Below are 13774 nucleotides of genomic sequence, written 5' to 3' on the forward strand. Positions count from 1 at the left end.
GAGAGAACGGAGATGAGAGAACGCGGGTTCGACGATCGGATCGATTATCGGACTTCGGCGCGGTCGATCCAGCCTTGAATGCGCTTCTCGGAGATGTCGGTCTGTTCGGCCAGTTCGGCGGCGTCCGCGGCGGCGAGTTCGCCGACGGTGTCGACGCCCGCCCCGGCGAGCCGGTCGGCGTAGGCCGGGCCGATTCCCTTGATCACGTCGACGGACTCCCCGTTGGATTCCTCGGTCTCGGCGTCGGCTTCGGTCTCGGCCGACTCGGTTTCCGCGGGTTCCTCGGATTCGGTCTCGGCCGCTTCGGCCGCCCCAGTGCCGGCGTCCGATTCCTCGTCGGGTTCGTCGACAGTCGCGTCGATGTCAGCGTCGGCGCCGGCATCGCTCGAGGCCACGTCTCCGTCGGTGTCGGCTGTGGCGTCCGGCTCGCTCTCGGCGACCGTCTCAGTCTCGTCCGCCTCGGCGTCCGCGGCCGGTTCGACGTCGGGTTCGGCCTCCTCGACCGGAGACGATTCTGCGGGTTGGTCCGGCGTCTCCTCTGCCGTCGGAGTTTCGGCTGCGCTTGAGCCGATCGATTCCGCCGGTTCGGCGGTTTCGGCCGAACCGTCCGCCGATTCCGTCTCCGGCTCCGGCTCGGTCGATTTCGACGCACTCGAGTCCGTTGCGGCCGACTGCGGCGGCTCTGTGGTTCCGGTCGTTCGTCCGCCGGTCGCCGATTCGTTTCGATCCGCGTCGACGCCGCTCCCGTCGTCCGTCGACCCTTCCCGTTCGACCGTTACCCCGACCTCTCGAGCGCCTCCCCGCTCCGAGTCCGACTCGTCGAACCCCAACAGGGACTTCAGCTTTTGGAGGATTGCCATTATCTCGATGTAGTCGGCTCCGACACTTAAATTCGCCTGATACTGACAGGGAGGACAGCTATCGTGTCCGCTCGCTTACAGCCGCGAGCGCAGCGCCTCGTTCATCACCGCGACCGGCGCGTCCCGACCGGTCCAGATCTCGAAGGCCTCGACGCCCTGATAGAGCAGCATCCACGCGCCGTCGACGGTCGTCGCCCCGGCCTCGGCCGCGTCGGCCAGGAGCCGCGTCTCGAGGGGCCGGTAGACCGCGTCCAGAACCGCCAGCTCCTCGTGGAGCGCGTCGGCGGGGACCGGCGTCGCGTCCTCTTCCATCCCCACGCTCGTGGCGTTGATCAGGATGTCGGCGTTTCCGACAAGTTTCTCGAGGTCCCCGAGCCCGTGGCCGGTCGCGCGGGGCACCTCGTCGGCCAGTTCGTGGGCCGTCGGCTCGGTTCGATTGGCGATCGCGACCGTCGCGCCGGCGTCCGCGAGGCCGAAGGCGACCGCCCGGCCGGCGCCGCCAGCACCGACGACGACCGCCCGGGCATCTTCGACTGCCACGTCGTGATCGCGCAACGCGCGCAACGCGCCGACGGCGTCGGTGTTGTACCCCGTCGGCGGCCCCGACCCCGAGAAGTCGATCGTGTTGACCGCGCCGATCCGTGTCGCCAGATCCTCGGGCGCGACGATCTCGAGGGCGTCCTGCTTGAACGGGATCGTCACGTTCAGCCCCGCGACGCCGAGCGCATCGGCTCCGTGAACGGCGTCTTCGATGTCGTCCACGTCGGGCTCGAAGGTCACGTAGCGCGCCTCGAGCCCGAGTTCGTCGTAGGCTGCCTCGTGCATCGGCGGCGACAGCGAGTGGCCGACCGGGTTGCCGAGCAGACCGTATACGTCCATAGCCATCTCGCTCGACACTCGAGGCGGCGGGACTATAATCCGTCTGGCTTCGGGCGGACCCGCCGTTCGCCGAGTACTCTCTCGATCGGCTCGACGGGTGGTCGCGCGGACCGGTTCCGTTTCGGGTCGCTTTTCACCGCGTCCTGAGTAGCCGGCCGCATGCTCTCCGGAACCCCGTTGTTTCTCCTCTTGCTGGCCGGCGGGATCGTCGCGCTGTACGGCGGTGCCGAGTTGCTGGTCGCGGGCGCGGGTCGGCTGGCGCTCGGGATCGGGCTTCGGGCGACGACCGTCGGCGTGACGGTGATCGCGTTCGCGACGACCGCGCCGGAACTGTTCGTCTCGACGATCGGCGCGTTGAACGTCTCGACCGATATCGGTCTGGGTGCGGTCGTCGGCTCGAACATCGCGAACATCGGGCTGGTGCTCGGGGCCGCCGCGCTGATCAAACCGCTCCCGATCGCCGACCGGGTCATGCGCCGACACGTCCCCACGATGGTACTCGCCGCGATCCTCCTCGTCGGACTCGGTGCGAACGGCCGGATCGGCCGCCTCGAGGGAGCGATCTTCCTGCTCGTCCTCGGGGGATTCACGGCCTTCCTCCTCTATTACGTCAACGCGGATCCCGCACCGATGGCCGACGACCCCGATGCCGGTGCCGGGGTCTCGATCCGAGATATCGCGCTCGTCGTCGGCGGGTTGGTCACGCTCGTCGTCGGCTCGCGGTGGCTCGTCGCCGGCGGGACGGGGCTGCTGTCGGCGCTCGGCGTCTCGGACCTCGTTATCGGCCTGACGGTGCTCGCGCTCGGAACGTCGCTTCCGGAACTGGCCGCCTCGGTCGTCGGGGCCGTCCGCGGCGAGACCGAGTTCGCGGTCGGCAACGTCGTCGGCTCGAACATCTACAACATCCTCGCCGTGTTGGGAATCGTGGCCCTGATCACCCCGATCGAGATCCAACCCGCGACGCTCCGGTTCGAACTCCCGATCATGGTCGCCTTTACCGTCCTCCTGGTCGGACTGATGGGATACGGCCGGCGGCTCACCCGGATCGACGGCGCGGTCCTCATCGCCGGCTATCTCGGATTCATCTACCTGCTGATACCCTGAGGTCGACTCGGACGGGTCCACCGACCGAATCGACGCGTCGCTTCGGCTGGAGTCACATCGGCAGCGGCCTTCCGTCGCGCGCGTCGCCGGTCGGCGTCAGCCGATCGAGGCGCGGTCCCAGTTGTTCGCACACGACCGAGACCAGCGCGTTCGCCCGCCCGTCGCCGGTGATCGCGCCGATCCACGGCTCCCCGTCGGGCCTCGAGTCGTCGATCGTCACGAGCATGGCCGACTCGCGATCGGCGAAGACCACGTACCCGTGGTACGTCGCCTCCATCGGGAAGTTGAGCCAGTCGAACTGGGGCTTGCAGACGGTCGCGGTCGGCACCGCCGACCGGACGGTGTCGCGGACCCGCGGCGACCGCGATCCGACGTAGACGTCGACGCCCCGGTCGGCCGCCGCCCGCCAGCGCTCGAGACACGCCGGTCGGATCATCTCGGCGTTCGGGACCATGACGAACAGTTCCTCGTCGGCACCGTCGGCGATTTCGTGCCCCCTGTCGAAGACGTTCGTCCGCCCCTCGAGCGTCCAGCAGGTATCGGTGCGGACGCCCGTTCCGTCGCCGCTCTCGCCCGCTTCCGGCGCGGTCGACGGCGTCGCCGTCGCCTCGATCGCGGCCCCCGTTTCGCCCGCGCTGGCCCGCCGTTCCGATGCCGCCCGGACGAGATCGGCGGCCTCCCCGAGCAGCCCCTCGGCGATCCAGTCGACCCGCCACTGCGGCGCGTCGGTCGCCAGTTCGACACCGTTCGCGATATCGTCGTACGCCACGAGGCCGGCATCCGAAAGCGCGGGAAGGTGCTCGTGGGCGAGCGCCGCGGTGACCGTCCGACACTCCGCCTCGCTGATGTCGACCAGTCGGGTTCCGTCACTCGCCTCCCGTGCGACGACCGCCGCGGCGAGGTCGGCGACAGGGACGGCTCCGCGACGCCTCGCGAGCGCGGCGCAGACGGCACGGCTGCGCGGGTTCCGAAGTGCCGCGAGCGTCCGGTTCAGCGTCGCCTCGCTGACGGCGAACGCGTCGCCGGTCGGGTCGTCGAGGAGCGTCCGGACCCACTCGGTTTCCAGAATCGGATGGTCGGTGAGCGCGACCGTCGTCGCGTCCTCACCGGCGATCTCGCACAGCACGCCGGTGTCGACCAGCCGCGGGACGTGTTTGTGAACCAGCGAGACGTGAACCCGTTCGCACTGGTCGTCGGTGACGATGGGACAGTCGTGTTCGACGGTCGCGACCTCGGTCGCGAGCGCGGCGATCGACATCGGTTCCGACGCCGTCGACCCGACGACGGCGGACGAGCCCTCGCGGTCGAGCAGCGTCGCGAGCAGGTATCGTCGCTGCGGCTCCGCGAGGATGTCCAACGCAGTTGTCGTCGTCTCGGTGTCCGGGGGTGAACTCATTGCTTGCTAGAGACGGTTGCCGGGGGAAAGAACTGTACCAGCATGCTCTGGTATCGCCGAGTGGTGGTTACTCGTCCCCGCCGAAATACGCCGAGAGAAGCTTCGCCTGGGCCACTCGCAGATGCTGGTGGAACGTCTGGCGAGCGATACCGAGCCGATCCGCGATCTCGCTCGCGTCGCTGTTTCGAGTCGGCCACTCGAAGTAGCCGCCGTGGTAGGCCGCCTCGAGCGCCAGTCGCTGTTTCTCGGTCAGCAGCGACTCGACGGTCCGCCGGAAGTCGCCGCGCGTCTCGACCGGGCGGTCGACGGTTCGCTTCGAGACGAGCCGGGTGTCGGGGTAGGCCGACGTGACCGCGCCGACGAGTTCGCGCAGGTTCACGTCGGGGCTCACCTGTACCGTGAACTCCGCGACGCCGTCGCGGACGACCTTCGACTGCAGCCGCGCGCCGTACTCCCCGAGCAGGTCGGTGATCGTCGAACTGCGGACGACGACCTCCCAGTAGCTTTCGTCTTCGGTCTCATCGATGCGGCGCAGTTCCGTGATCGCGGGGTCATCCCGCGCGACGTTTCGAACCTCCTCCGGATCGATGTCGGTGACGGTGAGGTAGTAGACGAACACCTCGTCGGTCAGCGGCAGGACGTGATCGATCGAGAGGGTACAGGAGCCTCGCTGCGAGAGGTCGATACAGACGTCCCCGCGGTCGGTCGACTCGAACTCGAGTTCGACGACGGTGTCCGTGTAGAGGAGGCGACGGACCGCCATCGCGTTGATCGCGTGGCCGATCGTGCCGCCGAACTCCTGGAGCACCTCCCGCTCCCGGTCGGCGAAGGCCGACGGTTCGTCGGCACCGATCACGAGCGCGCCGAAGGACCGATCGCTCGCAGTGATCGGCACGACGGCGACCGAGCCGTAGCCCCGGTCGTCGGCGCCGGCTCGCCACTCGTCGATCGGGCTCTCGTGGAGGTGCCGGTAGCACTGGACGGTCCGCGTCTCGAACGGCGACGTACCGGACCCGTCGGCCGGCGGGTCGACGAACGACGGAAGCACCTCCTCGACCGTCGCCGCGTCGATTCCCGCCCGGGCCGCGGGCTCCCACGAGTAGCCGTCGCTCGTCGTCGCGGGGTCGGCCCGCCCGATGACCGCGAACCGATACACGTCCGCGGCCGCGAACTCCTCGACGATCGCCGTTTCGATCTCCTCGCGGGTCTCCGCCGCGACCATCGTCTCGTCGATCGTCCGAACGATCGCGTTGAGCCGCTCGAGGCGCTCGAGTTCCCGCTCGCGGGCCTTGCGGTCGGTGATGTCCCGACCGACGCCGGTAAACCCCAGCACGCTCCCGTCGTCGTCGGTGATCCGGGCGCTGTTGAACTCGTAGGGGATTCGACGCCCGTCTTCGGTGAGGATCTGCCCTTCGGCCGTGATGCGCTCGCCTTCCTCGAGGATTCGGTCGATGGCATCGCCGATCCCATCCCGATCCTCCGGCGCGATGAATTTGAGCGGATGCATCCCGGTGAGGTCGTCCGGTTCGTAGCCGGTGACGCGCTGGAACTGCTCGTTCCACTCGATCAGGTTCCCCTCCGGGTCGTACGCGTAGAGGATGTCCGGCTGGGCCTCGAGGACGCTCTCCGTGAACGCCTTCTCCTCGCGGAGTTCCCGCTCGCGGGCCTTGCGGTCGGTGATGTCGCGGGCGGTCCCGGTAAATCCCAGCACGCTCCCGTCGATGCCGGTAATCCGGGCGCTGTTGAACTCGTGGGGGATTCGACGCCCGTCTTTCGTGAGGAGGTCCGCTTCGACGGCGACGTACTCGTCTTCCTCGAGGACCCGCTGGACCGCCTCGTCGATCCGCTCGCGGTGTTCCGGGACGACGAACTCGAGCGGGCGCATCTCGGCTAGCTCGGACTCGGTGTACCCCGTCACCTCCGGCGCCCGATCGTTCCACTCGAGGTAGTTCTCGTCCGCATCGAACGCGTAGACGATGTCCGGTTGTGCCTCGAAGACGCTCTCCGTGAACGCCTTCTCCTCGCGGAGCTGTCGGTTTCGCTCGCGCTCCTCGGTGCGGTCGTGGACGAACCAGACGTACCCCTGCAGGTCGGTTTCGTCGGCCGCGTCGCCTCCGACCGCGCCGCCCTCGCGGATCGGTGCAATTTCCTCGTGGGCCCAGAACCGGCTGCCGTCGCTCCGGACTCGCCAGCCGTCGTCCTCGGCTTTCCCGTCCGCGCGCGCTCGCTCGAGTATCCGCTCCGGCCGACCGGACTCGCGGGCGTCCGCCGGAAAGCACGTCCGGTAGTGCGAGCCGCCGATCGTCGCTTCGTCGTATCCCATGAGTTGATACGCACCGTCGTTCCACGCGGTGACGCGTCCACCGGCGTCCAGCAGCGCGATGGCGGCGTCGCTGATGACGCCGCTCAGCTCGCTGACATCGATGCAATCGATCTGTCGGTCGCTTCGTTCTGCGGCGCGACTCGTCTCGTCCGGCGACGCCGCGTGGTCACACGGATTATCCCTCATTGCGGCCACCAACCACCATGGCATGTTCACTCTTCCCACGGCCGAAAAACCACTGGTAGCTTGCGCCGCGGCTTTTTAGCGTCGACTGCGTCGACGCGTCGCGAACCGGCGACGTTAACGGTCTCAACCCTCGAGCAAGGAGTATGACCCTCGCCATCGTCGAGAGCCGCGCCGACCGCGCCTCGACGCATATCTGCGACCGCCTCCGCGAGTGCGCCGACTGGACGGAACGGACCGACGACTCCAGGCCCGACGCCGACGGCGGCGGGACCTACTACCGACTCGAGGACGCCGAACTCCGGTCGTTCGACGACCTCCACATCGACCTCGAGCGCCCCGCCGACGCCTTCGACTGCGATCCCGACCTGCTCGTCTTCGCCTCGCGCCACTCCGGCGACACCGGCGCGCTGCTGACGGGCCACTTCACGGGGAACTTCGGCCCGGCCGAGTTCGGCGGCGAGCCCGACGCCGTCGCCGACGCGGCCCCGAATGCGCTCGCCCGCCTGCTGGCCGCGTTCGACGAGTACGCTCCCGAGGAGTACGAGGTCGGCATGGAGGCCACCCACCACGGCCCCACCGACGTCGGCTGTCCGTCGCTGTTCGCGGAGCTGGGTAGCGGCGACGAGCAGTGGGACGACCCCGGCGGTGCCGACGCCGTCGCTCGCGCAATCCTCGAGCTTCGAGACGCTGACCCCCACCGATCGAGACAGGTCGTCGGCTTCGGCGGCAACCACTACGCCCCGCGATTCGAGCGAATCGTTCGGAAGACGTCGTGGGCGGTCGGCCACGTCGCGGCCGACTGGGCCCTCGAGGCGATGGACCACCCGACGGCCCACCGCGGCGTCCTCGAGCGCGCCTTCGACGCCAGCGAGGCGGAGATCGCGCTGCTCGACGGCGAGTGGCCGGTTCTCGAGGAGACCCTCGAGTCGATGGACTGCCGGATCGTCAGCGAGACGTGGCTGCGCGAGGTCGACGACCGGCCGCTCGAGTTGGTCGATGCGGTCGAGTCCGATCTGGGAGCCGTCGACGACGGCGTCCGCTTCGGCGACCGACTCGCGGACCCGTTCGCCGTCGTCGATCTCCCGGTCGACCTCGTCAGTACCGCACAGGGGATCGATCCCGACCGCGTCCGAGCGATCGTCGAGGCCGAGACCATCGCCTTCACGACCGACAACGGCGGGAGTCGCGTCGGATCGCGGGCGGCGGTTCCCGAGAGCGAATCCGAAACTGCCGAGACTGATTCCGAAGGTAAATCCGAGCGCGAGGACCCCTCGAGCGATCCGCTCGAGTCGATGATCGAAGAACTGGCCGGCGTGCTCGAGGAAAAGTACGACGCGGTGACGGTCGAAGACGACGCTGTCGTCGCCGAAGAGACGGCGTTCGACCCCAGATTGGCGCGGCAGGTCGGCGTGCCGGAGGGGCCGAAGTTCGGCGCGCTCGCCGACGGCGAATCGGTCACCGTCGACGGGGAAACGGTCAATCCCGAGAGGGTTCGGACCGAGCGAACGCGTCGGTTTCCGATCTGATCGGCTCGCGGATCGACAGTAAGTACCGCTTACGCCTCCGCGTCCGGAGGATCCGATATATTTCTGTCCAGACACATAAGAGTCTATTAACGTGTCAGACAGACGGCTGACGTGTAGGGGAAAGGTAATTATGCTCCATCTTTTAGACAGGGCCAAGAATGGACTCTCTAATCGACGACGCAATCGACGAGGCCGAGGACGGGGAGGCCGCGGACCCCGCCGACGCGCCACAGGGCGGGCAGTCGGCCGGCACGAACGGATCAGACGGCCGACAGACCGGGACGATGACCGACGACGAACTGGAAGACGTTCTACAGGATCTCCAGACCGATATCACGGTCGTCGGCTGCGGCGGTGCCGGCGGGAACACGATCAACCGAATGCACGAGGAGGGCATCCACGGCGCGAAACTCGTCGCCGCCAACACCGATGTCCAGCACCTCGTGGAGATCGACGCCGACACCAAGATCCTCATGGGCGAGGAGAAGACCGGCGGCCGCGGGGCCGGCTCCCTGCCCCAAGTCGGCGAGGAAGCCGCCCTCGAGAGTCAACAGGACATCTACGACGCCATCGACGGCTCCGACATGGTCTTCGTCACGGCCGGCCTCGGCGGCGGCACCGGGACCGGGTCCGCACCGGTCGTCGCGAAGGCCGCCCGCGAGGCCGGCGCGCTCACGATTTCGATCGTCACGACGCCCTTTACCGCGGAGGGCGAGGTTCGGCGGACCAACGCCGAGGCCGGTCTCGAGCGCCTGCGCGACGTCTCTGATACCGTGATCGTCGTCCCCAACGACCGACTGCTCGACTCGGTCGGCAAACTCCCCGTCCGGCAGGCGTTCAAGGTCAGCGACGAGGTGTTGATGCGCTCGGTCAAGGGCATCACGGAACTCATCACGAAACCCGGCCTCGTCAATCTGGACTTCGCCGACGTTCGCACCGTCATGGAACGGGGCGGTGTCGCCATGATCGGCCTCGGCGAGTCCGACTCCGAGGCGAAAGCCGAAGATTCGGTCAAGACCGCGCTGCGCTCGCCGCTGCTCGACGTCGACATCTCCGGCGCGAGTTCCGCGCTGGTCAACGTCACCGGCGGCAACGACATGGCCATCGAGGAGGCCGAAGGCGTCGTCGAGGAGATCTACGACCGGATCGACCCCGACGCCCGCATCATCTGGGGGACCTCGATCGACGAGAGCCTCGAGGGCAGCATGCGGACGATGATCGTCGTCACCGGCGTCGAATCGCCACAGATCTACGGCCGGCCCGACGGCGAAGACGCCGTCCAGCCCGAAGCGCCCGCTCAAGGCGAAGACATCGACTTCGTCGAGTAATCGAACTACCGGCCGACCTGCGTCGCGATTCGAGTCCACGCAGTTGTTTCTCTCCGCGAACCGACGGCAGCGCCCGGCCTTCCGGATTCGTTCCGATTCCGAGTCGACGATTTCGAACCGCTCTCCGCGCTCAGTGCTCACCGCTCAACAGATCGGCTTCGGATCGAGACCGAGGTCGTCCAACGAATCGGCGTAGGCCTCGTAGGCCGCGGTGATCGCGTCCGCGGCCGCCGTCCGCGCTCGCTCCCAGTCGTCGTCCTCGGTACAGACCTCCTCGAGCAACGTGGCCGCCCGGTCACCCTGCGCGGCCGTTTCGGTCCGCAACTCTCGGAACCGGTCGGCGCGTTTCTCGTCGCCCTCGTTGACGAAGAAGTTCACGAGCTGCAGGTGGATTCGATCGCCGATCAGCGCTCGTCCGACCAGCCCGCCGAGCCGAGCCGCCGTCGTCTCCAGCGATCGGAGGTGTTCGTGCATCGGTCCGATGTCGCCGGCGTCGACCGCCGATTCGTCCTCGAGGTCGGCCGCGATCCGATCGTAGTGATCCCGTTCCTGCTCGTGATAGTCATCGAAGAGCTGCCGCGCGTCTTCGTGGCCCTCGTCGTCGGCCCACGCCTCGAACGTCTCCATCGCCGCCCGTTCGCTCTCTGCGGCGATTCGGAGGACGGTCGCTTCGGCGAGGTCCGCGTCGGTGAGCGCGACGAGCAGTTTCGACGACCCGAGCCGCTCGAGTTCGACGGCCATCGATCCCGCGACCGAATCCTGGAATTCGGCGGCGTCCATACCGAGTCGACACCGCGGAGCGTGTTGAACGTTGGTGGCGGTTCGCCCGCCCGCGACCGTTACCCGCCTCGAGCGCGTACCGACGGACATGACCGACCGGAGCGACCCCGCCGATCCGGCCGACGACCCGTCCTCGATCGCTCCCGAGACGCTGGCCGAATTGCTGCGGTCCCGCGATCGCGCGACCGTCCTCGACGTTCGCAACCGCGACGAGTTCGAGCGCTGGCACCTCGAGGGCGAGGGGATCGACGCCGTCCAAATCCCCCACATGAAGTTCGTTCAAGCCGAGGCCACCGGCGACGTGACCGACCTCGTCGCCGACCTCGAGGAACCGATCGTCGCGGTCTGCGGCCGCGGCGAAGCGAGCGGCCACGCCGTCGGACTCCTTCGAGATGCGGGTGTCGAGGCGCGGAACCTCGCCGGCGGCATGGACGCGTGGGCCGACCTGTACACGGCCCGCGAACTCGAGGTCGACGCGCCCGCGACGGTCCTGCAGTACGACCGTCCCTCGAGCGGCTGTCTCGCCTATCTCGTCGTCAGCGGCGGCGAGGCGGCCGTGATCGACCCGCTGCGGGCGTTTGCGGACCGGTACGAGGCTGACGCTGCCGACCGCGACGCGACGATCGAGTACGCCGTCGACACCCACGTCCACGCCGACCACGTCAGCGGCGTCCGCGACCTCGTGTCGCGGGCCGACGCGGAGGCAATCGTCCCCGACGGCGCTCGCGACCGCGGGCTCGCGTTCGACGCCACGACCGTCGCCAACGGGGACGAGATCCGAATCGGCGACGCGACGCTGACCGCCGTGGCGACGCCGGGTCACACGACCGAATCCGTCTCGCTTCGCCTCGAGGGCGGCGACGACCCGCTCCTGTTCACCGGCGACACGCTGTTTCTCGAGGGTGTCGGCCGGCCGGACCTCGAGCCCGGTACCGAGGACGCGGCCGCGGCTGCGCGGCGATTGTACGAGACGCTCCAACATCGGATCTGCGAGCAGCCGGGCGACACGACGATCGCACCGGGCCATTACGGCGACGCCGCCGAGCCGCGGGAAGACGGGACCTATATCGCACGGCTCGAGACCCTGCGCGACCAACTCGCAGCGCTCTCGATGGACGAAAACGAGTTCGTCGAGCACACCACGAGCGACCTCCCGCCGCGGCCGGCAAACGACGAACGGATCGTGGCCGTCAACCTCGGGCTCGAAGCTATCGACGAGGAGACGGCCTTCGAACTCGAACTGGGGCCGAACAACTGCGCAGTTGCCGACTGACGGGTCAGTCGTCCGCCACTGCGCCGTCGTTCGCGCCGTCTGCGAGGTCGCCCTCGATGCTCGGCGGGTACTTGCCGCGATCGAGTTTCAGATCGGATTGGGGTCGCGCCATGCAGGTCAGCGCGTAGTTTTCGGCCTCCTGCTCGGTGAGCCCCCGCGCAGCGGGCTGGGTGACCTCGCCCTCGACGATCTCGGCGGAACACGCCAGACACATCCCGACTCGGCAGGAGTACTCCTGCGCGATTCCCTCCTCGAGACACCGGCTCAGGATCGTCTCCTTGTCGGTACAGGTGATGGTCTCACCCGTCCCGACGAACTCGATGGTGTACTCAGTCATACGGCCCGGTACGGAAGACCTCACTAAAACTCTTTATCTACCCGCGGGAAATCAGTGCGCCGGTTCCGCGAGACGGCGTCGCGGTCCGTCGGGCGACTCCTCGGCCGGCCCCGGCATCTGATTTCGCCCTTGACAGTCCGACGAATCGACTATAAAACGTTTTCTTACCGCGGTGTCCACACTGTTGGTATGAGTACGCAGGAGCAGTCGGCCGCCGCCACGACGACGGGAACGCAGTCGCCGGACGCGGTCGTCGTCGGAGCGGGCACCGCAGGGTGCTACGCCGCAGCGACCATCGCGCAGGAGGGGTACGACGTCGTCATCCTCGAGCGGAAAGACGAGGACGAGGCGGGCCACATCGCCTGTGGCGACGCGCTGAAGGGTGCCGACGCCTTCCCCGAGGCGATTCCGAAGTCGAAACTCGAGCCGGCCTTTACCAACACGGGCGTCGACCACGGCCGCTTCGAAATCCCCCAAGAGGACACCGTCCTCGAGATTCCGGTCCCCGGCGAACTCGCCGTCATCGACCGCTGGGAGTACGGCCGGCGGATCATCGACGGCGCGGGCGACGCCGGCGTCGACTTCCACTACGATACCGTCGTGAAAAACGTCGTCCAGAACGACGACGGCCGCGTCACGGGCGTCGAAGCCATCCGGAAGGGCGACCCCCTCGAGTACGAGGCCGATATCGTCATCGACGCGGCGGGTTCGCTCTCGGTTCTGCAGGACAACGTCGACTTCTCGGAGTCGACGTTCGACACCAACGTCGACTACAGCCACTTCTGTTCGGCCTACCGCGAGATCGTTCGCGTCGACGAACCCGTCGAGTGGGACGACGCGCTCGTCTTCAAGCCGACCGAGCGCGCCGCGGGCTATCTGTGGTACTTCCCGCGGACCGACACCGAGATCAACGCCGGGCTGGGCTTCCAGATGACCGAGGAACCCATGCAACTGGTCGACGACCTCAAACGCGACCTCGAGAACCGACCCGAGTTCGACGGTGCCGAGGTCGAGGACAAACTCGGCGCGGCGCTGCCCACCCGGCGGCCCTACGACTCCGCCGTGCATCCGGGCTACATGGCCATCGGCGACGCCGCGGGCCACGTCAACCCCACGACCGGCGGCGGCATCGCCGGCGCTGCCTACGGCGGCAAGTACGCCGCCGAGCGAGCCATCGAGGCCCTCGAGACCGGCGACTTCAGCGAGGACACCCTCTGGGAGTACAACGAGAAGGTGATGGACCACTTCGGCGCGCGCTACGCCGCGCTGGACGTCTACAACATCCTCTCGACGGCCGTCGACGTCGACGACCTGATGGGCCTGCTCGCCGCGATGCCCGGCGACAAGCTCGCCGAAGCCCTCTACTCCGGCAGTACGGATATCGGGCTCAAACTCAAACTCGAGTCCCTGATCAAGAGCCGCGGCCACTGGGGCACCATCTGGAACCTCTACCAGACCAAGCGCCGCGCCGACGAACTCCTCGCCCACTACGAGAACTACCCGACCAGCCCCGAGGGACTCGCCGGCTGGCAGGCCCGCCGCGACGACCTCATGGAGAAGGTCTACGAGACGACTGGAGCGGACCCCAAGTACTAACAACGAAATTTTGCTCTGCGCTCTGGCGAGACGACGCCAGCATCGCTGGCGCACGTCTCGCCGACGCTCGGCAAAATTTCGATCAAAAGCACTCCTCCTTCCCCGCCAGCCGCGCGTCGCGCGGCTTCTGGGTCAGTCGTCGGCCCGCTCGCTCACCCTTCGGGTTCGCTCGCGGTCGGTACCGGG

Annotated in this window: 11 protein-coding genes; 5 read left to right on the plus strand and 6 right to left on the minus strand. The window is 68.0% G+C overall.

From position 1 onward, the window contains the following. Positions 1 to 44 precede the first annotated feature (44 nt). Positions 45 to 860: a helix-hairpin-helix domain-containing protein gene (locus tag ACT4ML_RS05910; protein ID WP_444720030.1), complete on the minus strand. Its 816-nt coding sequence runs from the start codon at positions 858 to 860 to the stop codon at positions 45 to 47. Between the two features lie 75 nt (positions 861 to 935). After that, positions 936 to 1739 carry a shikimate dehydrogenase gene (locus ACT4ML_RS05915; protein WP_444720031.1) on the minus strand — a complete coding sequence of 268 codons (804 nt, stop codon included), beginning with the start codon at positions 1737 to 1739 and terminating at the stop codon, positions 936 to 938. Positions 1740 to 1898: 159 nt separating this feature from the next. Here ACT4ML_RS05915 and ACT4ML_RS05920 point away from each other — a divergent pair, with 159 nt between their 5' ends. Continuing rightward, positions 1899 to 2843 carry a calcium/sodium antiporter gene (locus tag ACT4ML_RS05920; RefSeq protein WP_444720032.1) on the plus strand — a complete coding sequence of 315 codons (945 nt, stop codon included), beginning with the start codon at positions 1899 to 1901 and terminating at the stop codon, positions 2841 to 2843. 52 nt (positions 2844 to 2895) lie between these two features. On the opposite strand, the gene ACT4ML_RS05925 is transcribed toward ACT4ML_RS05920, so the two are convergent. After that, positions 2896 to 4239, minus strand: a complete 1344-nt coding sequence (locus ACT4ML_RS05925) for a DUF7344 domain-containing protein (RefSeq protein ID WP_444720033.1) — start codon at positions 4237 to 4239, stop codon at positions 2896 to 2898. Positions 4240 to 4306: 67 nt separating this feature from the next. After that, positions 4307 to 6748, minus strand: a complete 2442-nt coding sequence (locus ACT4ML_RS05930) for a PAS domain S-box protein (protein ID WP_444720034.1) — start codon at positions 6746 to 6748, stop codon at positions 4307 to 4309. Positions 6749 to 6891: 143 nt separating this feature from the next. Here ACT4ML_RS05930 and ACT4ML_RS05935 point away from each other — a divergent pair, with 143 nt between their 5' ends. Beyond that, on the plus strand, positions 6892 to 8274 hold the full coding sequence (locus ACT4ML_RS05935; RefSeq protein ID WP_444720035.1) for a D-aminoacyl-tRNA deacylase: 1383 nt from the start codon (positions 6892 to 6894) through the stop codon (positions 8272 to 8274). A 158-nt stretch (positions 8275 to 8432) separates the two neighbouring features. Next, entirely contained in the window at positions 8433 to 9602 is a 1170-nt protein-coding gene (gene ftsZ / locus ACT4ML_RS05940; RefSeq protein ID WP_138246153.1) for a cell division protein FtsZ, read from the plus strand. Positions 9603 to 9746: 144 nt separating this feature from the next. Here ftsZ and ACT4ML_RS05945 read toward each other — a convergent pair whose 3' ends face one another. Further along, positions 9747 to 10382, minus strand: a complete 636-nt coding sequence (locus ACT4ML_RS05945; protein WP_444720036.1) for a ferritin family protein — start codon at positions 10380 to 10382, stop codon at positions 9747 to 9749. 88 nt (positions 10383 to 10470) lie between these two features. Here ACT4ML_RS05945 and ACT4ML_RS05950 point away from each other — a divergent pair, with 88 nt between their 5' ends. Beyond that, positions 10471 to 11655 (plus strand): MBL fold metallo-hydrolase, encoded by a 1185-nt coding sequence (locus tag ACT4ML_RS05950; protein WP_444720037.1) that lies wholly within the window; start codon positions 10471 to 10473, stop codon positions 11653 to 11655. Positions 11656 to 11659: 4 nt separating this feature from the next. On the opposite strand, the gene ACT4ML_RS05955 is transcribed toward ACT4ML_RS05950, so the two are convergent. Next, on the minus strand, positions 11660 to 11992 hold the full coding sequence (locus tag ACT4ML_RS05955) for a 2Fe-2S iron-sulfur cluster-binding protein (RefSeq protein WP_444720038.1): 333 nt from the start codon (positions 11990 to 11992) through the stop codon (positions 11660 to 11662). A gap of 189 nt (positions 11993 to 12181) precedes the next feature. Here ACT4ML_RS05955 and ACT4ML_RS05960 point away from each other — a divergent pair, with 189 nt between their 5' ends. Further along, positions 12182 to 13588, plus strand: a complete 1407-nt coding sequence (locus ACT4ML_RS05960) for a geranylgeranyl reductase family protein (RefSeq protein WP_444720039.1) — start codon at positions 12182 to 12184, stop codon at positions 13586 to 13588. The last annotated feature ends 186 nt before the right edge of the window (positions 13589 to 13774 follow it).

It is taken from the genome of Natrinema sp. LN54, from assembly GCF_052439245.1.
Lineage (GTDB): Archaea > Halobacteriota > Halobacteria > Halobacteriales > Natrialbaceae > Natrinema > Natrinema versiforme_A.